This window comes from Bradyrhizobium sp. AZCC 1610, from assembly GCF_036924515.1.
Taxonomy (GTDB): Bacteria; Pseudomonadota; Alphaproteobacteria; order Rhizobiales; family Xanthobacteraceae; genus Bradyrhizobium.
Genome location: NZ_JAZHRR010000001.1, coordinates 3,291,540 through 3,315,751 on the forward strand (window position 1 = coordinate 3,291,540; position 24,212 = coordinate 3,315,751).

General features: G+C 63.2%; 24 protein-coding genes. 11 read left to right on the plus strand and 13 right to left on the minus strand.

What is annotated here, in order from left to right; all coding sequences use genetic code 11:
- Positions 1 to 9 precede the first annotated feature (9 nt).
- Positions 10 to 522: a DUF1993 domain-containing protein gene (locus tag V1279_RS16260; RefSeq protein WP_334437582.1), complete on the minus strand. Its 513-nt coding sequence runs from the start codon at positions 520 to 522 to the stop codon at positions 10 to 12.
- A 96-nt stretch (positions 523 to 618) separates the two neighbouring features.
- Here V1279_RS16260 and V1279_RS16265 point away from each other — a divergent pair, with 96 nt between their 5' ends.
- From V1279_RS16265 to V1279_RS16275, 3 genes are all read left to right on the plus strand, one after another.
- On the plus strand, positions 619 to 1,398 hold the full coding sequence (locus tag V1279_RS16265; RefSeq protein ID WP_442894781.1) for a transporter substrate-binding domain-containing protein: 780 nt from the start codon (positions 619 to 621) through the stop codon (positions 1,396 to 1,398).
- Positions 1,399 to 1,618: 220 nt separating this feature from the next.
- Positions 1,619 to 2,473 (plus strand): DUF2147 domain-containing protein, encoded by an 855-nt coding sequence (locus V1279_RS16270; protein ID WP_334437586.1) that lies wholly within the window; start codon positions 1,619 to 1,621, stop codon positions 2,471 to 2,473.
- 153 nt (positions 2,474 to 2,626) lie between these two features.
- Complete coding sequence (locus tag V1279_RS16275) at positions 2,627 to 2,980, plus strand: hypothetical protein (protein WP_334437589.1); 354 nt, start codon at positions 2,627 to 2,629, stop codon at positions 2,978 to 2,980.
- On the opposite strand, the gene V1279_RS16280 is transcribed toward V1279_RS16275, so the two are convergent.
- Together V1279_RS16280 and V1279_RS16285 are read right to left on the minus strand one after the other, a co-directional pair.
- On the minus strand, positions 2,977 to 3,381 hold the full coding sequence (locus V1279_RS16280) for a (R)-mandelonitrile lyase (protein WP_334437592.1): 405 nt from the start codon (positions 3,379 to 3,381) through the stop codon (positions 2,977 to 2,979). The genes V1279_RS16275 and V1279_RS16280 overlap by 4 nt on opposite strands.
- Positions 3,382 to 3,405: 24 nt before the next feature.
- Complete coding sequence (locus V1279_RS16285) at positions 3,406 to 4,104, minus strand: ribonuclease activity regulator RraA (RefSeq protein WP_334437594.1); 699 nt, start codon at positions 4,102 to 4,104, stop codon at positions 3,406 to 3,408.
- A gap of 288 nt (positions 4,105 to 4,392) precedes the next feature.
- Between V1279_RS16285 and pxpB the strand changes: the two genes are divergently transcribed.
- The 3 genes from pxpB to V1279_RS16300 are packed head-to-tail and all read left to right on the plus strand — an operon-like array spanning position 4,393 to position 6,982.
- A complete protein-coding gene (gene pxpB / locus V1279_RS16290; protein WP_334437596.1) occupies positions 4,393 to 5,124 on the plus strand; it encodes a 5-oxoprolinase subunit PxpB in 732 nt (243 codons plus the stop codon).
- Positions 5,121 to 6,176, plus strand: coding sequence for a biotin-dependent carboxyltransferase family protein (locus tag V1279_RS16295; protein WP_334437599.1), 1,056 nt, complete (start codon positions 5,121 to 5,123; stop codon positions 6,174 to 6,176). The genes pxpB and V1279_RS16295 overlap by 4 nt, the downstream gene beginning before the upstream one ends.
- A 35-nt stretch (positions 6,177 to 6,211) precedes the next feature.
- A complete protein-coding gene (locus V1279_RS16300; protein ID WP_334437604.1) occupies positions 6,212 to 6,982 on the plus strand; it encodes a LamB/YcsF family protein in 771 nt (256 codons plus the stop codon).
- 3 nt (positions 6,983 to 6,985) lie between these two features.
- Here the strand turns inward: V1279_RS16300 and V1279_RS16305 are convergent, their stop codons facing one another.
- The 5 genes from V1279_RS16305 to V1279_RS16325 all read right to left on the minus strand — a co-directional run bounded on the left by V1279_RS16305 (position 6,986) and on the right by V1279_RS16325 (position 12,807).
- Positions 6,986 to 7,138 carry a hypothetical protein gene (locus tag V1279_RS16305; RefSeq protein ID WP_247777853.1) on the minus strand — a complete coding sequence of 51 codons (153 nt, stop codon included), beginning with the start codon at positions 7,136 to 7,138 and terminating at the stop codon, positions 6,986 to 6,988.
- Positions 7,139 to 7,317: 179 nt separating this feature from the next.
- On the minus strand, positions 7,318 to 8,916 hold the full coding sequence (locus tag V1279_RS16310; RefSeq protein ID WP_334437607.1) for a sulfite reductase subunit alpha: 1,599 nt from the start codon (positions 8,914 to 8,916) through the stop codon (positions 7,318 to 7,320).
- Positions 8,913 to 10,700 carry a NirA family protein gene (locus tag V1279_RS16315; RefSeq protein WP_334437609.1) on the minus strand — a complete coding sequence of 596 codons (1,788 nt, stop codon included), beginning with the start codon at positions 10,698 to 10,700 and terminating at the stop codon, positions 8,913 to 8,915. The genes V1279_RS16310 and V1279_RS16315 overlap by 4 nt, the downstream gene beginning before the upstream one ends.
- A 353-nt stretch (positions 10,701 to 11,053) precedes the next feature.
- Positions 11,054 to 12,220: a CmpA/NrtA family ABC transporter substrate-binding protein gene (locus V1279_RS16320; protein ID WP_334437611.1), complete on the minus strand. Its 1,167-nt coding sequence runs from the start codon at positions 12,218 to 12,220 to the stop codon at positions 11,054 to 11,056.
- A complete protein-coding gene (locus V1279_RS16325; protein ID WP_247777861.1) occupies positions 12,217 to 12,807 on the minus strand; it encodes an ANTAR domain-containing response regulator in 591 nt (196 codons plus the stop codon). Before V1279_RS16325 ends, V1279_RS16320 begins: the two co-directional genes overlap by 4 nt.
- A gap of 113 nt (positions 12,808 to 12,920) precedes the next feature.
- On the opposite strand from V1279_RS16325, the gene rimO reads away from it, so the two are divergent.
- Together rimO and V1279_RS16335 are read left to right on the plus strand one after the other, a co-directional pair.
- Entirely contained in the window at positions 12,921 to 14,246 is a 1,326-nt protein-coding gene (rimO, locus tag V1279_RS16330; protein ID WP_334437615.1) for a 30S ribosomal protein S12 methylthiotransferase RimO, read from the plus strand.
- Between the two features lie 243 nt (positions 14,247 to 14,489).
- The gene (locus V1279_RS16335) at positions 14,490 to 15,686 is read left to right on the plus strand and encodes an acetylornithine transaminase (protein WP_334437618.1); all 1,197 of its coding nucleotides are present in this window, start codon (positions 14,490 to 14,492) and stop codon (positions 15,684 to 15,686) included.
- Positions 15,687 to 15,793: 107 nt separating this feature from the next.
- Here the strand turns inward: V1279_RS16335 and V1279_RS16340 are convergent, their stop codons facing one another.
- The 3 genes from V1279_RS16340 to pcsA all read right to left on the minus strand — a co-directional run bounded on the left by V1279_RS16340 (position 15,794) and on the right by pcsA (position 18,320).
- Positions 15,794 to 16,768, minus strand: coding sequence for a quinone oxidoreductase family protein (locus V1279_RS16340; protein WP_334437621.1), 975 nt, complete (start codon positions 16,766 to 16,768; stop codon positions 15,794 to 15,796).
- A 95-nt stretch (positions 16,769 to 16,863) separates the two neighbouring features.
- The gene (locus tag V1279_RS16345; protein ID WP_334437624.1) at positions 16,864 to 17,589 is read right to left on the minus strand and encodes a TerC family protein; all 726 of its coding nucleotides are present in this window, start codon (positions 17,587 to 17,589) and stop codon (positions 16,864 to 16,866) included.
- Positions 17,586 to 18,320, minus strand: a complete 735-nt coding sequence (pcsA, locus tag V1279_RS16350; RefSeq protein WP_334437627.1) for a phosphatidylcholine synthase — start codon at positions 18,318 to 18,320, stop codon at positions 17,586 to 17,588. Before pcsA ends, V1279_RS16345 begins: the two co-directional genes overlap by 4 nt.
- A gap of 134 nt (positions 18,321 to 18,454) precedes the next feature.
- Between pcsA and V1279_RS16355 the strand changes: the two genes are divergently transcribed.
- Positions 18,455 to 19,645 carry a UbiH/UbiF family hydroxylase gene (locus V1279_RS16355; RefSeq protein WP_334437629.1) on the plus strand — a complete coding sequence of 397 codons (1,191 nt, stop codon included), beginning with the start codon at positions 18,455 to 18,457 and terminating at the stop codon, positions 19,643 to 19,645.
- Positions 19,646 to 19,786: 141 nt separating this feature from the next.
- Here V1279_RS16355 and V1279_RS16360 read toward each other — a convergent pair whose 3' ends face one another.
- The gene (locus V1279_RS16360) at positions 19,787 to 20,740 is read right to left on the minus strand and encodes an AEC family transporter (RefSeq protein WP_334437631.1); all 954 of its coding nucleotides are present in this window, start codon (positions 20,738 to 20,740) and stop codon (positions 19,787 to 19,789) included.
- A gap of 123 nt (positions 20,741 to 20,863) precedes the next feature.
- On the opposite strand from V1279_RS16360, the gene hspQ reads away from it, so the two are divergent.
- Positions 20,864 to 21,196: a heat shock protein HspQ gene (gene hspQ / locus V1279_RS16365; protein ID WP_334437633.1), complete on the plus strand. Its 333-nt coding sequence runs from the start codon at positions 20,864 to 20,866 to the stop codon at positions 21,194 to 21,196.
- Positions 21,197 to 21,267: 71 nt separating this feature from the next.
- Here hspQ and V1279_RS16370 read toward each other — a convergent pair whose 3' ends face one another.
- The gene (locus tag V1279_RS16370; RefSeq protein WP_334437635.1) at positions 21,268 to 22,083 is read right to left on the minus strand and encodes an invasion associated locus B family protein; all 816 of its coding nucleotides are present in this window, start codon (positions 22,081 to 22,083) and stop codon (positions 21,268 to 21,270) included.
- A 377-nt stretch (positions 22,084 to 22,460) separates the two neighbouring features.
- On the opposite strand from V1279_RS16370, the gene V1279_RS16375 reads away from it, so the two are divergent.
- Positions 22,461 to 24,170, plus strand: coding sequence for an extracellular solute-binding protein (locus V1279_RS16375; RefSeq protein WP_334446420.1), 1,710 nt, complete (start codon positions 22,461 to 22,463; stop codon positions 24,168 to 24,170).
- The last annotated feature ends 42 nt before the right edge of the window (positions 24,171 to 24,212 follow it).

A 24,212-nucleotide genomic window follows, 5' to 3' on the forward strand; every position in this document is an offset into this window, starting at 1 on the left:
CGGCAAGCGTTATCTCGGCGGTCCCAGAAAATCCTTCTTGGCAATATCGACACCGGCGTGGCGCAGGATGTCGTAGGCCGTCGTGACGTGAAAGAAGAACTGCGGAACGCTGAACGTCAGCAGCAACGATTTTCCTGTGAATTTTCGCTGGGCGCCGTTCTTGAAAGTGAAGGCGACTTCCTTGTCGGCTGCGGCGTCAATCTCGGCGCGCGGCAAGCCCTGCAAGAAATCGATCGCCGCGGATATTCGCGCCTTGAGCTCGGGGATGTCGGGCTCGGTATCCGAGAATGTGTGGGGAGCACGGCCGGCCAGCAGCGCGCCGGCAACGATCGCATGCCGGTTGGCTTCTCCCACCTGCTGCTTCAGGCTGTACATGGTGGGTGAGAGCCGCATGTTCAGAAGGACGGCGGGATCGATGTTTCGGGCTTCGGCATAGGCCGAGGCTTGGTCGAGAAGATCGGACAGATTCCTAAGATACGGCACGAACACGCCGACGGAAGCTTCGTGAAGCGAGATGGTCACGTTTCGATTTCTCCGGCTGGCATCGCGTCGGTATCTGGTTTAAATCCGACGCCATCGCTTCAAGATGTCATCTATTTCGACGGTGGAGAAGACGTGATGATTCGGATGTTCGCCAGCCTTGCGTTCGTCATGCTGTGGACGGTAGTCGCTCACGCGCAGCAGCCGGCGAATTCCCGCCTCGACGACATCATCAAGCGCGGCACGCTGCGGGTCGGCATGACCGGCGACTATCTGCCGTTCACCTATTTCGACAAGGCCACGTCGAAATTCCGCGGCTTCGACGTCGACATGGCGGAATCGCTCGGCAAGGCGCTCGGCGTCAAGGTGGAGTACGTCCAGACGGCGTGGCCGCAGCTGATGAAGGATTTTGAAGCCGACAATTTCGATATTGCGATGGGCGGCGTCTCGATCACGCTCGACCGGCAGAAGAAGGGAATGTTCTCGACGCCGATCATGCGCGAGGGCAAGACGCCGATCGCCCGCTGCGCCGACAAGGGCAAGTACGAGACCATCACCGATATCGACAAGGCCGGCACGCGCGTCATCGTCAATCCCGGAGGCACCAATGAACGCTTCGCCAAGGCGAACATCAGGAACGCCGAGATCAAGATGTGGAACGACAACGTCACGATTTTCGACGAAATCGCCAAGGGCAACGCCGACCTGATGATGACGGACTCTTCCGAGACCCGCTACCAGCAGAAACAGCATCCGGGCGTGCTCTGCGCGGTGCATCCCGAAAAGCCGTTCGACTTTGCCGAGAAGGCCTATTGGCTGCAGCGCGACGTCGTGCTGAAGGCGTTTGTCGATCAGTGGCTGCACATCGCTACCGAGGACGGCAGCTTCAGGAAAATCTATGCGGTCTGGTTCGATTGATTCCTGGTGGGACAAGCCAGTTTTCGCAGGAAATTGACCGTCCATTGGGAGCTAATTAGACTGTCCAAGTTAGACTGCCCAAATTAGAACTGCCCAAGTCGAATTTGAACCAAAGCCGCTAGTACACGACTTATAGTTTGAAAGTGATCTGGATCACGTTGGGCGAAGCTATCGGTGCGTAATAGCTTCGGGGATTGGATTCCCTGCTCAGGAGGTCGCAATGAAGAAGTGTCTCGCTATCGCTGTGCTCTTGCTCGCGAGCAGCCTCACCACCGCGCAGGCCCAGTACACGTTTGAGTATGGCGGCCGCACCATTACGATCGATCCCGATCGAGGCACCGTTTCCATTCCCGGCGTCTACGATAATACCGGCAAGAAGGCCAAGCGCTCGCGTGGCGAGGAAGGCGACCTTGATCGTCCGGGCAAGAAGGCGCCGCAGCAGGCAAGGACCGCCCCGCCGGCCGCACCCGAGACGGCGCCACCGCCGCCGGCTGCGCCGGCACCGACTGAGCAGGCGACCGCTCCTGCGGCCGCGCCAGCGCCGGTCCCCCCTGCTCCGGCCGCTCCAGCCACCACTTCGAGGAGCGAGCCGTCGACCGCCACGGCGGCCGTTGCGCCGGCTGATGCGCCTGCGCCAGCAGCGCCCGCTGCTCCCCCGGTGCAACAGAACACCGCTCCGGCTGTCCCGCCGGCGCCTGCTCCCGTTGTCGCGCCAGCGCCACCGCCGCCGCAACAGAAACAGGCCGCTGTCCCGGCAGCTTCGGCACCTTCGCCTGCGAACTCACCGCTCGGCGTGTGGCTGACGGAGGAGAAGGAAGGCAAGGTGCGGATCGAACCGTGCGGTCCCAATATCTGCGGCTATTCCGTCGACAAGAAGTCGAACCAAAACGGCGAGCAGGTTTTGATCAATATGAAACCCGGCAAGGACAAGTGGAGTGGCCGGATTTTCGATCCGAATACCGGCAGCACCTACGATTCGACGATCGCCCTCAAGGGCACCGACAGTCTGCGCGTTCAGGGCTGCGCCTTTGGCGGCATGTTCTGTGGCGGCCAGACCTGGACCCGCGTCAACTGACCGGCAAGCACTGCTGCGCATTCAATCGAAGCCCCGCCGCAACGCGGGGCTTTTCACTGAGCCCTGTTATGGCGTCTTGACGCGTGATGGCAATCACAGTCGTAATGGAACCGCTGTGAGACCGTGATCGTGTCCAAACCAAAGGGGCACGTCATGCTGAAGTTTCGGAAATCCGTAGTAGCTGCTTCGCTGCTTACTGCACTGGGCTTTGCGACACCATCCGCAGCCGCGACATTCGACGGCGACTGGAATGTGCAGATCACCTCGTCGAGCGCAGCATGCAGCAGCAGCGCGTCGGTCTCGATCGGAATCAGCAACGGCCAGGTAGCCTCGAACAGCATGACGGTAACGGCATCGGGCCGCGTCGCCGAGGCCGGCAACATCAGCGTGACATTGTCGACCGGCCTGAAGCGCGCAGTCGGCACCGGTCGCCTCTCAGGAACGTCGGGTTCAGGCACCTGGCGCGCCGCCCTTTGCTCGGGCACCTGGACGGCGCAGCGAAATTAGCCGAGCTTCGCCGAATACTCGGCGTCGGTCACATGCTCCATCCAGGTTACGTAGCTGCCGTCGAACGCTTCCTGCATGGCGATATGGGTCATGCCGTTGGTCGGCGACGCGCCGTGCCAGTGCTTTTCGTTCGGCGGGATCCAAACCACGTCGCCGGGCCGGATTTCGCGGACCGGTCCGCCCTTGGCCTGCACGCGGCCAACACCTGAGATCACGTACAGGGTCTGGCCCAGGGGATGCGTATGCCACGCGGTTCGCGCGCCCGGCTCAAAGGCAACACGGGTGGAGACCAAACGCGCCGGCGATTCCGTTGCAATAATCGGATCCTGTAGCACCGTGCCGGTGAAATAGTCGGGCGGCGCCCGGCGTGTCGGGCGGGAGCCCGCGAGATGGATATCCATGGAGTTATCTCCCTCTTTCTCAGGTTATTTCTTGCTGGCCGCGTAGCGCGCCTTGGTCTCGGCGTTCATCGGATAGAGGCCTGGCAATGCCGCGCCGTTATTCACCTCGTTGACGATCCAGGCTTCCATTCGCTCCTGCTCCGGCCCCTCGGCCAGCACATGGTCGAGCAATGCCTGCGGGATCAGCACCGCGCCGTCCTGGTCAGCGACGACGATGTCGTTTGGAAATACCGCGACCCCGCCGCAGCCGATCGGCTCGCCCCAGCCGACGAACGTCAGCCCAGCGACCGAGGGCGGCGCCGCAAAGCCATCGCACCAAACCGGAAGGTTGGTGCCGAGCACGCCTTCGAGGTCGCGCACCACGCCATCGGTGATCAGCGCGGCAACGCCGCGCTTGACCATGCGCGCGCAAAGAATGTCGCCGAAGATGCCGGCATCAGTGACGCCCATGGCGTCGACCACGGCGATGCAGCCTTTCGGCATCGCTTCAATCGCCGTACGGGTCGAAATCGGCGACGACCACGACTCGGGTGTTGCGAGATCTTCGCGCGCGGGCACGAAGCGCAGCGTAAAAGCCGGTCCGACCAGCCTCGGCTGCCCAGGCCGCAGCGGCTTGGTGCCGCGCATCCAGACGTTTCGCAGGCCCTTCTTGAGCAGCACGGTGGTGATGGTGGCGGTGGATACGCCGGAGAGGGTTGCGAGGGCTTCGGGGGACAGGGACATCTGGAATGCAGGCTCCGGAGGACGGGTGAATGGTAGCGCATCTTGCGAAGCATGGGTGTCGCGTCAAGGGCTCGCGGAAAGCAGCACGATCACAACATCTTATCATCGGCATGCAGATTAATTTATTGAACTTACTAGCTGATTTCGCGCGAAGCGAATTCCACTCGCGCCCAAAACACGCTACAGGTTGAGGTCAGCACAGGAGCATGATCCGGAAAAGTGGGTACCGGTTTTCCGAAGAGATCATGCTCAAAAGCAAAGCTAAAGCCGCGAGACAGTAACGAGGCCATGGCCGCGACGCTTCCCCCGCCCCGCCTTTTGCCGAGTGGCGACAGTGCCATCACGGTGGAATTCAGCCGCAACATCGACGATGCCGCCAACCGGCGGGTGCTGGCGCTCGACCGCGCCATGGCCGCCGAGCCGGTCACGGGTGTCACGGAGACCGTCCCGACCTATCGCTCGCTGCTCGTCCATTACGATCCCGAGCAAATCGATTTCGACAAGCTTGGCGAAAAGATTCTCGCGCTGGCGCAGCGGCCGGTACCGGCAACGATAAAGTCCCGGCGCTGGCGCATCCCGGTTGTCTATGGCGGCGAGCACGGCATCGACCTCGAGGATGTCGCCAAAACCCTCAACACCACGCCCGACGAGATCGTGGCGCGGCATGTCGCCGGCGACTACCGGGTCGCCATGATCGGTTTTACGCCGGGTTGGTCCTATCTCAGCGGGCTCGCTGACACCCTGCACATGCCGCGGCGGCAGAATCCGCGCTTGCTAACGCCGGCCGGCACCATCTCGATCGGCGGCGTGCAGACCGGCGTGCAGTGCCTCGCCGGCCCGAGCGGCTGGCACCTTCTGGGACGGACGGCGGTCCGCACCTATCAACTGCATCGCGATCCGATCTTCCTGCTGGAACCGGGCGACAACGTCACTTTTGCACCGGTCGATGCCAAGACCTTTGCGGAACAGGATCGCGCCGCCGAAGCCGGCGCATTCATTGCCGAGCAGATCGCCTCATGAGCAAGCTCGTCATCGCATCGATCGGCCCGGCGAGTTCGGTACAGGACGGCGGACGTCCCGGCGCCCAGCGTTACGGCCTGGTGCCGAGCGGGGCGATGGATCGGCTGGCGCTGGCGGCCGCGAATACGCTGGTTGGCAATGAGCCGTTCACGGCGGCTGTCGAAGTCGGTCCGTTCGGGGCAAGCTTCACCGCACGCGGCGGCGCGGTGCGCGTGGCGCTGGCGGGAGCCTCGCGCAATGCCGATATCGCCGGCCGACCCATGGCATCGGATACTTCGGCAACGCTTGCCGATGGCGAGACCCTGACGCTCGGTTTTGCGCGCGGCGGCTCGTTCAGCTATCTCGCGATCGAAGGCGGCATTGCCGGCGAGCCGATGTTCGGCAGCCTTGCCGTCAACGCGCGCGCCGGCCTAGGCAGCCCCTATCCACGCCCCCTGCAGGACGGCGACGAACTGCAGACAAAGGCCGCAAGCAACGCGCCGGAACGGCGGATCGAGCTGCCGGCGGCAACCGATGCGCCGATCCGGATGGTCTGGGGTCCGCAGGATGACGAATTCGCCGACGAGACCAAAAAACTGTTTGTCGACAGCGAATGGAAGATATCGGCAACCAGCGATCGCATGGGCTACCGGCTCGAAGGCCCTGTGCTTAGGCATCTCCATGGCCACAACATCGTTTCCGATGGCACCGTCAACGGCAGCCTGCAGGTGCCCGGCAATGGCCAGCCGATCGTGCTGATGCCGGACCGCGGCACCAGCGGCGGCTATCCCAAGATTGCAACCGTGATTTCGGCCGACTTCGGGCGGCTTGCGCAGATCCCCGCCGGGCGCGGCTTTCGCTTCAGGGCCATCAGCATGGCGGAAGCGCAAGCGGAAGCGCGCAAATTTACGGCGTTGCTGCGCGCCCTGCCCGAGCGGCTGCGGGCCATCGAAAGCGTTGATCTCAACATCGATGCGCTGCACGATGCCAATGTCGCGGGCCACGCCGTCAGCGCCGTCGATGCCGGAACCTGGCACGCCGTATCTCTGGCCGACATAGCGGGCCCGGACTGATCAACCAATCCACTCACGAGAAGCGGACCAGCATCATGACAACCATCGACCTCAATTGCGATCTCGGCGAAGGATTTGGCGCGTGGGAAATGGGCAACGACGCCGCGATGATCGAGCTGGCGACGTCGGTGAACGTCGCCTGCGGCTTTCATGCCGGCGATGCCGACATCATGCGCCGCACGGTCGAACTGGCGAAGGCGCGCGGCGTCAGCGTCGGCGCGCACCCTGGGTATCGCGACCTGCACGGCTTCGGACGGCGGCCGATCCCCGGCCTGAAGTCGTCGGAGATCGAGAACCTCATCGCCTACCAGATCGGTGCGTTGCAGGCGATTGCGACCGCGGCGGGTTACAAGGTCACCCACGTCAAGGCGCATGGCGCGCTCTCCAACGTCGCCTGCGAGGACGACATGACCGCGAAGGCCATCGCCAACGGCATCAAGGCCGTCGACCCCAATCTGATTTTCGTGGTGCTCGCCAATTCCAAGCTGGTGCAGGCCGGCGAAGCCGCCAACTTGCCGATGGTGCACGAAGTGTTTGCCGACCGCGCCTATGAAGACAATGGCTCGCTGGTGTCGCGTAAGAAGCCGGGCGCGGTGCTGCACGACGCGAAAGAGATTGCCGACCGCGTGGTGCGGATGGTGCAGGACGGCGCAGTGGTGTCGGTTACCGGTAAGGTGATCAAGATGCGCACCGACACCGTGTGCATTCACGGCGACACGCCGGGCGCGGTCGACATCGCGCGCGGGGTGCGTCAGGCGTTGAAGGATGCGGGGATTGCGGTGGCGCCGTTCAAGACGGCACAGTAGTTCTTAGAACGGATGAACCGAAAGCGTGCCGAACACGATGGCGGCAATGAGCGCGAACGCGCTGTAGAGCGCGGCGGTGTGAAGCCCGGTGCCGGAACGGCGGGACACCGAGCGTGCGTAAAGGTGCAGGCGGGCTTCCGCCGATAGTTCGCGCATGGTCGATCTCCAACGCAGCATGGACCGCATATGGAATATCGTTTGCGTCCAGATTCAAGATATCCGCCGAAATAGCGATACGGGCGCTCCGGCGCACTCCATTTCGAGGGGAAAATTCCCCTCCTCCCGACCAGAGCGAGAATTTTATTCGGGCCGATTTGAGCCAGTTGGAACCCGGATTAGTAAACGTCGTGCTGGAACCGGCCCTTCTTCTTGAGTTCGGCCACAAAACTGACCGCCTCGTCGGTGGTCCGGGCGCCGAACTGGGCGACGATATCGACCAGGGCGCGCTCGACGTCCTTGGCCATCCGCTTGGCATCGCCGCAGACGTAGATGTTGGCGCCCTCGGCAAGCCAGGTCCACAATTCGCGGCCGACCTCGCGCATGCGGTCCTGCACGTAGAATTTCTTGTCGCCGTCGCGCGACCACGCCAGCGACAGCCGCGTCAACAGACCCGACGTCTTCAACGCGTTGAGCTCGTCGGCGTAGAAGAAATCGCAGTCGCTGCGCTGATGGCCGAAGAACAGCCAGTTCTTGCCGGGTGCGCCGGTGGCACGGCGGTCGAGCAGGAAGGCGCGGAACGGCGCCACGCCGGTGCCGGGCCCGATCATGATGATGGGCGTCCTCGGATCCTGCGGCAGCGCGAAGCCGTGGGCCTTCTGCACATAGACCTTCAGCTCATCGCCGGGATTGATGCGCTCGGCGAGGAAGGTAGACGCGAGACCCAGGCGCTTGCGCTTGTTGATCACGTAGCGCACGCAGTCCACCGTTAGCGATAATTTTCCAGGCGTCGCATTGTGCGACGACGAGATCGAGTAAAGCCGCGGCTGCAGCGGCTCGAGCGCTTCGACGAAGGCTTCCGGATGCGGTCGGGCGCCGGAGAATTTCTGCAGCACGGCCATGACGTCAAGCGTGGCCGCATCGCCATCTGGATCCTCGCCCTGCGCCAGCGCCCTTGCCTTTTCGCGAATGGCGCCACCGGTGATGAAGGAAATCAGCTCGAACAGCGAGTCCGGCGCCGGCGACAGCGAGACATCATCGATCAGGACTTCGCGCAGCGTCTTGCCGTTCACCTTGGTGGTGTGGGAGGCGCCGAGCAGCGCGATGATCTGATCCACCAGGCCAACATCGTTGCGGGCAAAAATGCCGAAGGAATCGCCGACGACATAGTCGAGGCCGCAGCCGGAGAGATCGAACTCGATATGCCAGGTCTCCTTCTCCGAACCCTTCTTGTTCAGGAGACGACGCGACAAGAAGGTCGCCGCGATCGGATTATCGCGCGATCGCCCCGGCTTCGCCGCCACCACAGGCGCAGCCGGCGCTGCTGCAGGCGCCGATGAAGCCGCAGCCGGCGCCTTGTCGATGTCCTCATAGAGCGCCTTCAGCATCCGGGCGGTTTCCTTGCCGCCGGGGACGCAGAGGTTGAGCCGCGCTTCGCTCTTGCTGGCGATCGCTTCCGAATAGTTATGGCAATCGTAGCCGCACTGGCCGCAATCCTGCTGCGCCATCGCCGCCATCATGCGCCGCCGCAGCGGGCGGCCCTCCGCGAGTTTCATGCGATCGGCAATTGGCATGGTCTGGTCATGCCAGGGCGCTTCGCCGTCGTCGCCATCGCCGGCACCTTGCATGACGGCGGCGCCCTGCTCGGCCGACAGCGGCGTCGGGGCGTCCGACAGCAATCCGGCAAAGAACCCGTTCAGCCAGGAACGCTGCGCCTCGGAGAACGGTGCGCTCGAGGGAATGATCTCGATCTTGGGCGGCGGCGTGATCTGGTTCATGAGGACACCTCAGCGTCAGCCAGCTTGCGCAGCGTCTCGCCGTCATGGCGGCGCGCAAATGTCAGGAAGGTTTCTTCGGGCGAAACACGATGCGCGAGATAGGCTTTCAGCAGCCGCTCCACGGTTTGCGGAGCCTCCTCGGCCTTGAGGTCGTGATAGACCTCCTGCCCGACATCGGCGTCCGGACCAAAGCCACCGCCGGTGAACAAGTGATAGCCCTCGACGGGATCGACATCCTCGCCGACATCCACCTTCGCCGCGATCAGCCCGATATCGCTGATGTAATGCTGCGCGCAGGAGTGATGACAGCCGGTGACGTGGATATTCAGCGGTGTGTCGATGTTGACGCGCGGCTCGCACCAGTCACCGATCTCGGCGGCATGGCGCTTGGTGTTCGATGCCGCAAACCGGCAGCCGGCATTGCCGGTGCAGGCGATCAGCCCGGCACGGATTTGCGAGGCCTCGACCGCGAGCCCGATTTTCCTGATCGCGGCGATCGCAAGTTCGACATTCTGATCGCGCACGCCCGGGATCAGAAGGTTCTGCCAGACCGTCAGTCGGATATCGCCGTCGCCAAGGTCCTGCGCGATCTTGGCCAGCCCGCGCATCTGATCGCAGGTAACTTTTCCGAGCGGCAATGAGACGCCGATCCAGTTCAGCCCTTCCTGCTTCTGCTTGTGCACGCCGATATGGGCCATGCGATCGAACGCCGGCCGCGGCGCGAGTGCTTCCGGCGGCACGCGGGTGAAGGGTTTGCCGAGCCGCTCCTCGACCAGCGCGAGAAACTTGTCGTGCCCCATGGCGTCGAGCACATATTTCAACCGGGCCTTGTTGCGGTTGGTGCGGTCGCCGAGATCGATGAAGATACGCACGATGGCATCCGATACCTTGGTCGCATCGGCCGGCTTGACGATGATGTCACCGTATTTGGCGAAATCCCTGTGGCCGGTGATGCCGCCAAGCCCGAGGCGGAACCAGACGCCGGACTCGACGCCAAAACCATCCTTCACCTCGACCGCGGAAAACGCGATGTCGTTGGTATCCTCCAGCACCGCGATCCTGCCGGCGCCGTCGAAGGCGACGTTGAACTTGCGCGGCAACCCGTACAGCGAGCGATCGTTGAGGATGTGATAGTGCCACTCGCGCGCATATTCGCGGGTGTCCAGCAGCTCCTGCGGATCGATCCCGGCCGTCGGCGTGCCCGTGACGTTGCGAATGTTGTCGGCGCCGGTGCCGCGCGAGCACAGGCCAAGATCCTGGATGCCCTCGATCAACGCCACCGCGTTCTTCGGCGGAATCTCGCGCACCTGCAGATTGGCCCGCGTGGTGACGTGGCAAAACGGTCCGCACAGTTTTTCGGCGAGATCGGCCAGGCCGGCAAACTGCCAGTGCTTCAGAATGCCGTTCGGGATCCTTAAGCGGCACATGTAGGAATCCTGCGCCGGTGCCACATAGAACAGGCCGTAATAGCGCCAGCGGAAATTGTCCGCGGGATTCGGCGGCGCATTGTCGAGCGCCTGTTGCTTCAGCCGCGGATAGGCATCGAACGGATGCTCCTCGCGCTTGAATTTTTCCTGGTCGGCGAGCTTCTTGCCGGAGGCTGTGACCTTGTCCTGCGCCTTGATATGCGCGGCATCCGGTCCGGCCGGTTCGGCATTCGCCTTGCCGGCGCCAACCCCGCCGAGGCCGCGCCCGACCCGGCTGATCTGCAAGCCGGTGGTAAAGCCTTCGAGGTAGCGTTTCTGCTCGTCGGTAAAGTCGACAGTGAGCGCTTCGATTTTCATGTGCGACGAAACTCCTGCGGCCACCATCGGTGGCGTCAACGAATGGGATGGACCGCTCCGGAAATCGGCTCGGCTGTGTGTTGCCGGGTGACGATTTTGGTATGCGGTCCGACCAGCTTCGTTGCTGCGGAAATCCATCTTGGACGTCGGTCAGCAGGCAGCTGCGACGAGCCGACCGCACTGCACCATTCAAGTTGCGTGCCAGACGGTCTCGTCGATAATATCTTGCTATTTCAATCTGTTCCCGGGGTGATCTCGAAGCTATGAAGCTTGCTTCACTGTTGCTTCGTGAGCATTCTGCCTAAAAATTATCCACTACGGGATACTGCCTAATATTGCTTCAGATGATCGGCTCACGGCTTCCAATGCCCGATTTTGAAAGCCGCCAAGTGCCCGGCGATGTCGCCCGGATCAAACGCGGGACCAGCAAAGGCGCCGATGGCGTCGGAAGCGCCGGAGGCCTTGCCCTGGTGCCCCATGGCGGCGTCGTGGAGGTCCGGCCTGAAGACCCCCATGGCGGTTCGGAGCGCGTCCGGCCGCATCGCCGTCTGACCCCAGCGGACCATTTGCGCATAAAGCCAGGCGGCCTGCGCGGGATCGGGACGGCCCGCGCCCTCGCGCCCGACCAGAAGATAGCGGCCGCTCTCGCGCCGTTGGCCATCGGGTGAAATCTTCAGCCGGCCGTCGAGGGTGCGCTGGATCACCTCGGCGCCGACACCGATCCGGTCGGGCCGCGCCAGGACATGCGCGGTCTCCGCGCGGTTTCCGGGATCCTCGATGTATTCGGCGGCGTGGGCAGCCGCCCGGACCAGGGCGGCCAGCACGTCCGCATTCTTTTCCGACCAGCTTTGCCTGACCGCGAGAACCTTTTCTGCCGCGCGCACCAGGATATCCGAGACGAAATGCAGAATGTGGCCGACGCCGAGATCGACCGCGACCGAGTTCCAGGGGGCGCCGACGCAGAACGCATCGACATGACCGTTGGCGAGGCTGTCCACCATGTAAGGCGGCGGTAGCACCACCAGGCGAACGTCCTCGTCGGGATCGACCCCGCCCGCCGCCATCCAGAACCGAAGCTGGTAATTGTGGGTGGAGAATGGGAACGTCATGCCAAACGTCAGCGGTTCCGCGCCGCTCTTGCGCCTGATGGCTACGACGCGGGCGAGCGCCAGTGCGGTGGCCATGGGATCGATGGCGTCGCCCTCGATCTCGCCCATGATTGCCGCATGCAGCGCCGGCGATACCGTGATCGCGTTGCCGTTGAGGCCCAGATTGAATGGCGCCACGATCGGCACCTTGACGTGTCCAAGCCCGAGACTCGACGCAATCGCTACCGGCGCCAGCAAATGCGCTGCGTCGAACAGGCCGATATTGAGCTTGTCGCGGACATTGGACCACGACACTTCCCGCACCAGCGTGACATCGAGCCCTTCGGCCGCCGCAAAGCCCTTGTCGACGGCGATGATCAGCGCGGCGGCGTCAACCAGCGGAATGAAGCCGATATGCAGCGGTGTCGTCATTTCAACAGCTCCGAGGCGGTCAGAATCGACTGCGCGATCTCGCCGATCTTCTTTTTCTCGCGCATCGCCGTGGAGCGCATGAGCACATAGGCCTCATCTTCGGTGAGGCCCTTGACCTTCATCAGGATTCCCTTGGCGCGGTCAATCACCTTGCGTTCCTCGAGCGCGAATTTGGTGCGATCGAGCTCGTCCTGCAGCTTCGAGAAGGCGTTGAAGCGGGAGATGCAGAGGTCGAGGATCGGCTTGATCCGCTCCTTCTTCAGGCCATCGACGATATAGGCGGAAACGCCGGCGTCGACGGAGGCCTGGATCGAGGCCGCATCGCTCTGGTCGACGAACATGGCGATCGGCCGCCGCACCGCGCGGCTGACCTGGAACATCTGTTCCAGAACGTCGCGGCTGGGGTTTTCCAGGTCGATCAGGATCACGTCGGGGTCGAGCGCATAGATCCGCGCCAGCAGGCTCTGCATTTCGCTGATATGCACGACGCCCGTAAAACCAGCCTCCCGCAGCCCTTCTTCCAGGATTGCGGCCCGGATCGGGCTTTCGTCGACTATGACGATTTTCGGCGAAGACTCAGCGCTCATCGGTCAACTCTTAACCCGGCAGGGCTTCCATAGCACGTCAGAAGTCCCGGCAAAGTCTTGTAATTGTGAACGATTAGGACTAGTTCGTGCACATCAATCAGGCAGATTTAGATATGCAACAGGCCGCTGCGCCCAAAGTCAGCTTTGTTTCGCTTGGGTGCCCCAAGGCGCTAGTGGATTCCGAGCGCATTATCACCCGGCTGCGTGCCGAAGGCTATGAGCTGGCGCGCAAGCATGATGGCGCCGACATCGTGATCGTCAATACCTGTGGCTTCCTCGACAGCGCCAAGCAGGAATCGCTCGGCGCCATCGGCGAGGCGATGGCGGAGAACGGCAAGGTCATCGTCACCGGCTGCATGGGCGCCGAGCCCGAACAGATCGAGGCGGCGTATCCCGGCGTACTGTCGATCACGGGTCCGCAGCAATATGAGAGCGTGCTGGAAGCCGTGCACCGGGCGCTGCCGCCGGTTCATAACCCGCATCTCGATCTGGTGCCGCCGCAGGGCATCAAGCTGACGCCGCGCCACTACGCTTATCTGAAGATTTCCGAAGGCTGCAACAACCGCTGCAGCTTCTGCATCATTCCAAAGCTGCGCGGCGATCTGGTGTCGCGTCCGGCCAACGACGTGCTGCGCGAGGCGGAAAAGCTGGTCAGTGCCGGCGTCAAGGAACTGCTCGTCATCTCGCAGGACACGTCGGCCTACGGCGTCGACATCAAATATGCCGACAGCCCGTGGAAGGACCGCCAGGTCCGCGCCAAATTCTTCGACCTCGCCAAAGAACTCGGCGAACTCGGCGCCTGGGTGCGGCTGCAATATGTCTACCCCTACCCGCATGTCGATGAAGTCATCGGGCTGATGACCGAGGGCAAGATTCTGCCCTATCTCGACATCCCCTTTCAGCATGCAAGCCCGGACGTGCTGCGGGCCATGAAGCGTCCGGCCCACCAGGAAAAGACGCTGGCGCGGATCCAGAAGTGGCGCGCGGAATGTCCTGACCTGACGCTGCGCTCGACCTTCATCGTCGGCTTCCCCGGCGAAACCGATTCCGACTTTGCGTATTTGCTGGATTGGCTGGAAGACGCCGAGATCGATCGTCTCGGCTGCTTCAAATACGAGCCGGTGGCGGGCGCCGCGTCGAATGCGATCGGCAACGCCGTGCCCGACGAGATCAAGCAGGAGCGCTGGAACGCGCTGATGGCCCGGCAGCAGAAAATCTCCGCACGCCGCCTCAAGCGCAAGGTCGGCACGAGACAGCAGATCATCGTCGACGAGGTCGGACCGACGGTCGCAAAGGGTCGGTCAAAGGCCGACGCGCCGCAGATCGATGGCGCGGTCTATCTCTCCAGCCGCCGCCCGCTGAAGGTCGGCGAAATCGTCACCGCGAAGATCGAGCGGGCGGATCAATATGACCTACACGGTAGCGTCGCGGGGTTCTGAGGCCGTTCGACGCCGCTTGACATCCACTGGCGTCAGGCTGTATGGGCCATCGCCATGAAACTGAACCGGACCAACCGCCGCGCCTGCCTGCGTCGTCGCTCCAGCGACGATGGGTTGCGCCGTGTCCGACGACAACGCTGATCAGCTAGTTTCAGCCAAGTTTTCGAGAAGGCCGCACCCTCAAAAGTGCGGCCTTCTTGCGTTTCGGCCTGCCCCTTCCCCAAAAACCCTGAGGAGATCGACATGACTGACGCTACCCATCCGTTCGATGCGCTGATGGAGATTACCGCTCGCCCGCCGGTGGTGTTCGTCCGCGGTGCGGGCTCCTATCTCTGGGACGACTCCCGCAAGCGCTATCTCGACTTCGTACAAGGCTGGGCCGTCAACGCGCTCGGCCATTCGCCGCCTGCCGTTGCGGAAGCGCTTGCCGTACAGGCCAAGCTGTTGCTGACGCCAAGTCCCGCCTTCTACAACGGTCCCAGCCTGAAGCTTGCGAAGGCGCTGGTCGAGAACAGCTGCTTCGATCAGGTCTTCTTCGCCAATTCAGGCGCGGAGGCCAATGAGGGCGCCATCAAGCTCGCGCGGAAGTACGGCGCGAAATACAAGAACGGCGCGTTCGAAATCATCACCTTCGAGGGCGGCTTTCACGGCCGCACGCTCGCCACCATGTCGGCATCGGGCAAGAAGGCGTTCGAGCCGCTGTTCGAGCCGAAAGTATCGGGCTTCCGCAAGGCCAAGCTCAACGAGCTCGATTCAGTGAAGGCGCTGATCTCGGACAACACGGTCGCCGTGATGCTGGAGCCGATCCAGGGCGAAGCCGGCGTCTGGCCGGCGACCGATCAGTTCCTGAAAGAGTTGCGCGCGCTGACCACGCAACACGGCCTGCTGCTGATCGTCGACGAGATCCAGACCGGCATGGGCCGTACCGGAAAGCTGTTCCACTACGAACATGCCGGCATCAAGCCCGACATCATGACGCTTGGCAAAGGCATCGGCGGCGGCGTGCCGCTGGCCGCCCTGCTCGCCACCGGGCACGCCTCCTGCTTCGAGCACGGCGACCAGGGCGGCACATTCAACGGCAATCCCTTGATGTGCGCCGCGGGGCTGGCGGTGCTCGAACACGTCGCCGAGCCGAAATTCCTGAAAGCTGTGGCGGATGCCGGCCTTTTCCTGGAAAGCGAGTTGCAGAAACTGTCGGCGCGGCATGGCCTCGGCGAGGTGCGCGGCCGGGGCCTGTTGCTCGCACTCGACTTGAAACTGCCGATCGGCGCCGCGATCGTGGCCGAGGCGCTTGCGGAGGGCGTGCTGATCAACTCGCCGCAGCCCGACGCGCTGCGCTTCATGCCGGCGCTCAACGTCACCCGCGAGGAGATATCGCTGATGATCGATTGCCTTGATGCGATTTTGGTGAAGGCTGGTGCGGCAAGGCGGGTGGCGTAATCCGCTCGCGGTCGCCCGTCATTGCGAGCGAAGCGAAGCAATCCATACTTGCCCAAGCGGAAAGGTGGATTGCTTCGTCGCTTCGCTCCTCGCAATGACGGCGAAGATTACGGCCGCAGGATCGCCGCCCCCGTGGTCGCCCTGCTCTCGAGCTCGGTATGCGCCTTGGCGGCATCCTTCAGCGCGTAGGCGTGGTTGATCGGCACGTGGAGCTTGCCGTTGATGACGGCGGCGAACAGCGTGTCGGCGCCTTCGAGCAGTTCCTTGCGGGTGCTAACATAGTCGTTGAGTTTCGGCCGGGTCGCGAACAGCGAGCCGTGATTGTTGAGTTCGGCGAGCGGGAACGGCGGTACCGGGCCGGAGGCGTTGCCAAAACTCACGAACAGGCCGCGCGGCCGCAGGCACGACAGCGAGCCCGGAAAGGTGGTCTTGCCGACGCCGTCATAGACGACGTCGCAGAGTTCGTTGCGGCTGATCTGTTTCACGCGCGCCACGAAGTCTTCTTCATTGTAAAGGATGACGTGGTCGCAGCCATTGGCGAGCGCCAGATCGGCCTTCGCCTTGGTGCCGACGGTGCCGATCACATGCGCGCCGAGCGCCTTTGCCCACTGGCAGGCGAGCAGCCCAATGCCGCCCGCGGCGGCATGGATCAGCACGCGATGGCCGGGTTCGACCTTGAAGGTCTTGTGCAGGAGGTACCAGACCGTCAGCCCCTTGAGCATCAGGACCGCGCCCTGCTCGTAGGTGATGTGGTCGGGCAGCTTGACCAGCTTGTCCGCCGGGATCACCCGCTCGCTGGCGTAGCCGCCGAGCGTGAAATAATAAGCGACGCGATCGCCGGGATGAAAATTGGTGACGCCCGGGCCGACGGCCACGACCTCGCCGGCGGCTTCGTTGCCGGCGATGAACGGCAGCCCCGGCGCCTTGTAGAGGCCGGTGCGGAAATAGACGTCGATGAAGTTCACGCCGACGGCATGTTGGCGAAGGCGAACCTCGCCCGGTCCCGGCGCCAGCACGTCCACACTCTCATACACCAGGGCTTCCGGACCCCCCACCTTGTGCACGCGCACGGCCTTGGTCATAACAGTCTCTCCCTCGGTATGTCCTGAAGCGCCCAACTTGAAAGCGAAACGAAAGCCATCGCCGCCGTATTGTCAACTCGCCGGGCCGAAACCGGCTACCTGGCGACCTTCCTGCGGTTGCGCCGGGCGAGCACATTGAACAGTTCGACGGCGGCCGCGAACAACATGGCAAAATAGATGTAGCCGCGCGGGATATGGAATTGGAAACCGTCCGCGACCAGCGCCACACCGATCAGCACCAGGAACGCCAGCGCCAGCATTTTTGTGGTCGGATGATTTGCCACAAATCGCGCCACCGGGCCCGACGACACGTACATGACGATGCAGGCGATCACGACGGCTGCGATCATGATTTCTAGATCCTGTGACATGCCGATCGCGGTGATGATCGAGTCCAGCGAAAACACCATGTCGATGACGATGATCTGAACGATCACCCAGAAAAATGCGCTGGCCTTTGGTTCGCCATCAGGTTCGGCGTCGCCGGCCTCGACCTCGCCATGTATTTCATGCGTCGCCTTGGCAATCAGGAACGCCCCGCCGCCTATCAGGATGATGTCGCGCCACGAAAACTCGACGTTCCTCACCGTGATGACCGGTTCGGTAAGACCGATCAGCCATACCAACACGCTGAGCAGGACGATGCGGAACACCAGCGCCAGCAACAAGCCGATCTGCCGCGCGCGCTTGGCCTGATCAGGCGGGATGCGCGACACGATCACCGAAATGAAGATGACATTGTCGATGCCGAGCACGATTTCCAGCGCCGTCAATGTCAACAGCGCCGCCCAGGCCTCCGGGCTCGTCAATAATTCCATCATGCCTTGAACGATTTGATGCGCCGGATCACTGCGTCACTTCCTACTATGTAGGCCGCGATGGCACAAAGCGCGGCAACGACAGGAGCGCCCACGTTGAAATCGCAGACGAGCGTATAGATCGCCAGCCCGGCTCCGATGGCCATCAGCCACAGGGTCAGCCAGCGCAGACGCACCACCCGGATCGGATGCAACACATGAAACGGAGCGAATGTCAGCGCGATCAAGATGGCTATTCCGAGAGTCGACAGGGCCGGTGGCAGGTGCAGCAAGAACAAATAAAACGCCGCCGCGTTCCACAGCGCCGGGAAGCCGCGGAAGTGGTTGTCCGACGCCTTCATGCGCTTGTCCGCAAAATAAAGCGCACCCGACACCATAATGCCGATGCCGAGAATTGGCGCCGCCACCGGCAGCAGCATCCCGCTCGCGGTGATGGCATAGGCCGGCACGAAGACGTAGGTCACGTAATCGACGACGAGATCGAGCACCTCGCCCGACCAGTTCGGCTGCAGCCGCACGACATCCAGCCTGCGCGCCAGCGGCCCATCGATCGCGTCGATGATCAGGGCGACGCCAAGCCAGCCGAACATGTTGGCCCAGTGTTCGCGCACAGCCTCCAGCATCGCCAGCAACGCGATGCCCGCGCCCATTGCCGTGAAGAGATGCACGGCGAATGCTGCGGTCCGCATTCGGCTCGTCGCCGGGGCGGAATCTGGCTCGGTTGTCTGGTCCATTGCTCCGGCAGTGCTATCAGGAATCGCTCCGATTTGCATATCGGCGCTTGCGGCGTTCCGTCGCGCGATTGGGCGGAAACATTTCGGCCAGTTGATGGCTTGAAAATGCCGCTCCGAACGTCGATTGTCCCAATATGAACGATGCATCGCAAGTTTATGACGCCGCCGTGATCGGTGGCGGGCCGGCGGGGTTGACCGCGGCCATCGCGCTGGCCGCGACTGGCGCGAAAACCGCCCTGCTCGCCCGCCGCGTCCCTTATGCCGACAACCGCACCACGGCGCTGTTGGGGGCTTCCACCGATCTGCTCGAACGGCTGGACGTCTGGTCCCGCTGCCGGGACAAGGCCGCCGCATTGCGGATCATGCGCCTCGTCGACGACACCGGCCGGCTGATCCGTGCACCCGAGGTGCGCTTCACCTCGGACGAGATCGGTCTCGAACAGTTCGGCTACAACATCGACAACCGCTCGCTGATGGTCGCCCTCGAAGAGCGTACCGCCGGGCTTTCGAACCTGACCCGATTTGACGATGAGGCGGTAACGATCGCCCCGCAGGATGCGATCGTCACGATCCATGCCGGCAAGGGCGAGCAGCTTGCCGCGCGGCTGGTGATCGGCGCCGACGGGCGGCAATCGCCGTCCCGCGAGGCGGCCGGAATCGGGATGAGCCGCCGCGACCTGCATCAGTCGGCGCTGACGTTCAACATTTCCCATTCGCGGCCGCACAACGGCATCTCCACCGAATTTCACACCGCGCAAGGTCCGTGCGTATTCGTGCCCCTGCCCGGCAACCGCTGCAGCGTGGTATGGGTTTCGGCGACCAGGGAAACCGAGCGGTTGATGTCGCTCAGCGACGACGAATTGTCGGAGGCCGCGGAAACGCAGTCGCACTCCATTCTCGGTCGCGTCCAGGTTGAAGCCGGGCGCAACCTGTTTCCGCTGACGATCGAGCGTCCCGACCAATTCGCCAGCCATCGTGTCGCGCTGGTCGGCGAATCCGCCCATGTGGTGCCGCCGATCGGCGCGCAGGGCCTCAACATGGGATTGCGCGATGCGGCCGATATCGCCGACATCGCAGGAACTGCGATCTCGCTCGGGGAGGATCCGGGATCGCCGGCAGTGCTGGCGCGTTATCAGTCCGCCCGCCGCGCCGACGTCGCGAGCCGGCTGATTGCCATCGATGTCGCCAACCGTTCATTGCTCAGCGATTTCTTAGGGATGCAATCGCTGCGCGCGGCCGGCATGCACCTGCTAGGTTCGTTCGGCCCGCTGCGGCGGCTCGCGATGCGCGAGGGGCTGGCGCCGACCTGGAAGCGCGTGAGCTGACCATACTGCCGTAGCCCGGGCGAGCGAAGCGACCCCGGGACCGGTCCCCGGGGTCGCTTCGCTCGCCCGGGCTACGCGACGTGATTTTCTACTTTGCATGGGCTTGTTTTCGAGATTTTGTGTTTCGCCCCGTGCCACGCCTTACGGAAACACCAGCCGTCCGCTCTGGATGAACCACATCACGCTGGTCAGCGTGATCACGGATGCGAAGGTCCCGATCAGGACGGCCACCGACGCCGGCGCGATCCAGGTATTGTTCTGCCGCGCCATCACGAACACGTTCAGCGCCGGCGGCAGTGCTGCCATCAGGACCGCGGTCGCCGCCCAGGGTTGCGCGAACGGCCCGAACAGCAGCATCAAGCCGAACACGAGCAGCGGATGGATCACGAGTTTGATCGCGATCACGCCCGGCACTTCCCAGGGCACGCGATCGAACGGCCGCAGCGCCACGGTGACGCCGAGCACGAACAGCGCGGTCGGCGCGGCCGCGTTCTGCAGGAACAGCAGCGTTTTGTCGACCGCAACGGGCAGTTGAATATGTAGCGCCGCAGCGAGCGCTCCGGCGGCAGCAGACATGATCAGCGGGTTCAGCACGATCTGCCGTACGGCGACGCCAATCGCGTGCAGGAAGGAGGGATGCTCGCGATCGGTCAGCGCCATCAACAGCGGCACGATCGAGAACAGGAAAATGCTGTCGCAGCAGAAGATCAGCGCGGTCGGCGCCGCTGCCTTGCTGCCAAGCACCGCCAGCGCCAGCCCCGGTCCTATGTAGCCGATGTTTCCGTAGGCACCGGCAAGGCCCGAGATCGTCGCCTTGCGCAGCGAGAGCTCGCCGATGATTCGTCCTGTCACCATCGCCAGCACGAAAGCGCTGACCGTGCCGATCGTCGTTGCGATCAGGAATGGCGGGTTGTTCAGTTCGGCGAACGGTGTCTCCGACATGATGCGAAACAGCAACGCCGGCAAAGAAACGTACAGCAGGAAGAAGTTCATCCAGGCGAGGCCGGACTCCGGCAGGCCCCTGGTCTTGCCGCAGGCAAAGCCGATGAAGATCAGGCCGAAATAGGGAAGCGCGAGGTTGAGGATATCGACCATCTCGAAAACGTCTTTTCGTCAGTAATTTCGGGGGTATGGCGCCGGACGTGGCCACCACATGTAAAGGTTAATTCGTCCTATTGCCCCTAGCATCGGCCACAATCATGGTCTATTCGACGGGACATGATCAAAGCGCGCACCGCCAAATTTCAGATCGGGCAGATTGTCCGCCACCGGGTGTTTTCATTCCGGGGCGTGATTTTCGATATCGATCCGGAATTCAACAATACCGAGGAGTGGTGGTTGTCGATCCCCGAGGAGGTTCGGCCTCACAAGGATCAGCCGTTCTATCATCTGCTCGCGGAGAATTCGGACTCCGAATACGTCGCCTATGTCTCCGAGCAAAACCTGCTGCCGGACGATTCCGGCGAGCCGATCCGGCATTCGCAGGTGGCCGAGATCTTCGTGAAGGACAAGGCAGGTGGCTATCGCCCGCGCAATCCGTCGCTGAACTAGTCATCTTTGCCCGCAATAAAAAAAGGCGCCCTGCTCGGGCGCCTTTTTGTTTTGTCAGATGGATGCGGCTGCTACTTCGCCGCCGGATTGGCGCCGCCGCCGCCCTCGAGCTTCTTGCGCTGCTCTTCAGCCCGCTTCTGCAGCTCTTCCTGCAGCTTCTTCTGGTTTTCCTCGAACACCTTCGGATCGGTCGGCGGACCGTCATAGGCCTTGGCGAATTCACCCGCGAGCGGCAGCGGCAGCGTCAGCGGCGCGCCGTTGGAATTGATCGCCTGAACAACGAGATTCTGGCCCTTCTTCAGGCTGGCAATCAGCTCGGGGGTCGCTTCGTAGTCGGACATGCAACCGTTCTGGAAGCAGATGACGTAGGGGCCCTGCAGCGGCGCATTGCTGTCGACGATGATCCGGGTTCCGTGCACGAGCTGCATGCCGAGCGGCAGGGTCACGCGCAGGAGCTTCTTCGGCTCGCCTTCCGGCTCGATGATGACGGCGGCGATGACGGGCTGGCCGGACTCGATGCGGCCGTCCTTGCCGGTGAAGCAAACCTGCTTGGCGCCGGCTTCCTGCCCCTTGAGGCAGAACTTGGTCCAGGGCGCGTAAATCAGCTGGACCTGCTGTTCCTGCGGCTGGGGGGCGGCGCCGGGAGCGCCAGCCGGAGGGGCTTGCGCGGCCGGGGCGCCGGCGGGACCCTTGGGAGCAGCCTTCGGAGGCGCTTTCGGAGCGGCAGGCGCAGGAGCAGGAGCAGCCTTGGGGGCGCCGGGCGCCGGCGCGGGCTGCTGGGCTTGCGCGCCCGAAGCGATCAACGTTGCCGACAAAGCCGAGGCCGCCAACAGGGCGAAGATCTGCCCACGCGGCCGGATCGACCCGGCCAAGATACGGAAATTCATTGCGGAAAACCCTTTCTGAACCGCAGCGCCCGAAACCGCTACAGGCACCGACACCTAGCCGCGCTGGGGCGGCTGTCTCGTTGGCAATTGAGGCGGATACGTGACCGGTGTTCCCGCCGTCATCAACTGCCCGCCTTCAATACAGCGGCAGACGAAAAGATCAATGCCGACAGGTATCTTTGGCGTTCCTCGCAGGCCGAGGCCGAAGCCTATGGTAAAGCTTGCGGGTGCGCATTTTCGAATCAAATCCCTGCCCGCCTGTGACCGTCTCCGGGCGTATCCGCCTGCGTGTGTTGGCATGTATCGCCCTCGCGCTGGGTGTAACGCCTCCCGGGCCGCTCTGCGAGGCGAAGGCGGCCGAAAGTCACGCGCTGGCGATGCACGGCGTGCCAGCCCTCCCCCCCGGCTTCACGCATATGCCCTACGCCAATCCCGATGCGCCAAAGGGCGGGCGGCTGCTCTGGGGCGTCCTCGGAACCTTCGACAGCCTCAATCCCCAGATCGTTCGTGGCCTCGCCGTTCAGCAAATCAGGAGCCTTGTGGTCGAGAGCCTGATGGCGCGCGGCAACGACGAGGCTTTCACGCTCTATGGCTTGCTCGCGAAAAGCGTCGAAACCGACGACGCGCGCAGCTATGTCACCTTCCACCTCGATCCGAAAGCGCGCTTCGCCGATGGGAAGCCGGTCACGGCAGAGGACGTCCTGTTTTCGTGGGCCTTGCTGCGCGACAAGGGCCGCCCCAATCACCGCCAGTATTATTCCAAGGTCGCAAAGGCCGAGGCGACCGATCCCCTAACGGTGCGTTTCGATTTCGGCGGTGCCAATGACCGCGAGCTGCCGCTGATCCTCGGCTTGATGCCGGTCCTGCCGCGGCACGCGGTCGATCCCGCGACGTTCGAGGAAACCACGATGACCGGACCGATCGGTTCGGGCCCCTATCGCGTCACCGCCGTCAAGCCGGGAGCCAGCGTCACGCTGACCCGCAATCCCGATTACTGGGGCCGCGACCTGCCGGTCAATCGTGGCTTGTGGAACTTCGACGAGATTAGGCTCGACTTCTATCGCGAATCCAACGGGCTGTTCGAAGCGTTCAAGCGCGGCCTCTACGACTTTCGCGTCGAACACGAACCGCTGCGCTGGCACGAAGGCTACGATTTTCCGGCGGCCCGCAACGGCGAAGTGATCCGCGACACCATCAAGACCGGGATGCCGCAGCCGTCGGAATTCCTGGTGTTCAACACGCGGCGTCCGGTGTTTTCGGACATCCGCGTGCGGCAGGCGCTGACACTGCTGTTCGATTTCGAGTGGATCAATCGGAATTACTTTTTCGGGCTCTATACGCGCTCCGCCGGCTTCTTCGCAGGATCCGAACTATCCGCCTATGCCCGTCCCGCCGATGAGCGCGAGCGCGAGCTTTTGAAGCCGTTCACCGAGCGCATCCGGCCGGATATTCTCGACGGCAGCTACCGCCTGCCCGTCACCGACGGGTCGGGACGCGATCGCACGACGCTGCGCAGCGCGCTCAAATTGCTGTCGGAAGCCGGTTACGAGCTCGATGGAACCGTGCTGCGGCAGCGTGCGACCAAAATCCCCTTCGCCTTCGAAATCCTGGTGACGACGCGCGATCAGGAGCGGATCGCGCTGGCCTATCAGCGCGACCTCAAGCGCGCCGGCATCGAGGCCAACGTTCGCGCGGTCGATCCCGTGCAGTTCGACCAGCGCCGGCTCGGCTACGAGTTCGACATGCTGCAGAACCGCTGGGATCAGTCGCTCTCCCCCGGCAACGAGCAGTCCTTCTACTTTGGCAGCCAGGCCGCCGACATTCCCGGCACGCGGAATTACATGGGGGCGAAGGAGCCCGCCATCGACGCCCTGATTGCGGCGCTGCTCGAGGCGCGCGAGCGGCCGGCCTTCGTCTCCGCGGTGCGGGCGCTCGACCGCGCCCTGATGTCTGGCTTCTATGCTATTCCGGTGTTTAACGTGCAGGAGCAATGGATCGCGCGCTGGAATCGGATAGAACGGCCTGTAGCGACCGCGCTGACAGGCTATCTGCCGGAGACCTGGTGGCAGAAGCCGGAAGCGAAATGATTCACCAGCTGTGCAACCCTCGTGACAGAGCCAAAGTAACGC